Raw genomic sequence first — 528 nt, 5'->3', positions numbered from 1 at the left:
CTATGGCCAACCCAACTACTTGCAACTGAATGAGCAGCAAAGAAGCCTGTGGTCAATATTGTCATACCTAATAAAATAATCCAAAACTCTGAGAATAATGTTAACAAAATACCAATAAGCATCAGTGCCAGTGCGGACAGTAGTACTTTTGCTAAACCAAATTTGTGTGTGAGGCTACCTGATTTAGATGCACTGTAAGTTCCTGTTAAATATATAATAGATAATAAACCTACTGTCGCTTGGCTAAAATGATAGGGGGCTTCCAATAAACGATAACCGATATAGTTATACATAGTGACAAAACCACCCATTAAAACAAAACCTTCAATAAATAGCCAAGGTAACCCTTTATCCCTAAAATGAAGGCGTAAGTTGATCCATAAATTTTTAGGTTTTAATGAGCTAGCGCGAAAATGTTGTGACGGTGGTAGTAAACGCCAAAAACCTATTGCTGCAATTAGCGCTAAGCTACCTAATAAAATGACGGCAACACGCCAAGAATAGAAATCAGCAATCACACCGGTCACC

At 37.9% G+C, this 528-nt stretch carries 1 protein-coding gene; it reads right to left on the bottom strand.

The window, feature by feature from the left end:
* A partial coding sequence (locus ABN217_RS20335) for an MFS transporter (protein WP_349460018.1) occupies positions 1-528 on the bottom strand: 528 nt, incomplete at both ends.

Source organism: Proteus sp. fly-1067 (assembly GCF_040139345.1).
Lineage (GTDB): Bacteria > Pseudomonadota > Gammaproteobacteria > Enterobacterales > Enterobacteriaceae > Proteus > Proteus vulgaris_B.
The sequence above is the reverse complement of the archived record's forward strand: the minus strand, read 5'-3'. Positions and strand labels throughout refer to the sequence as shown.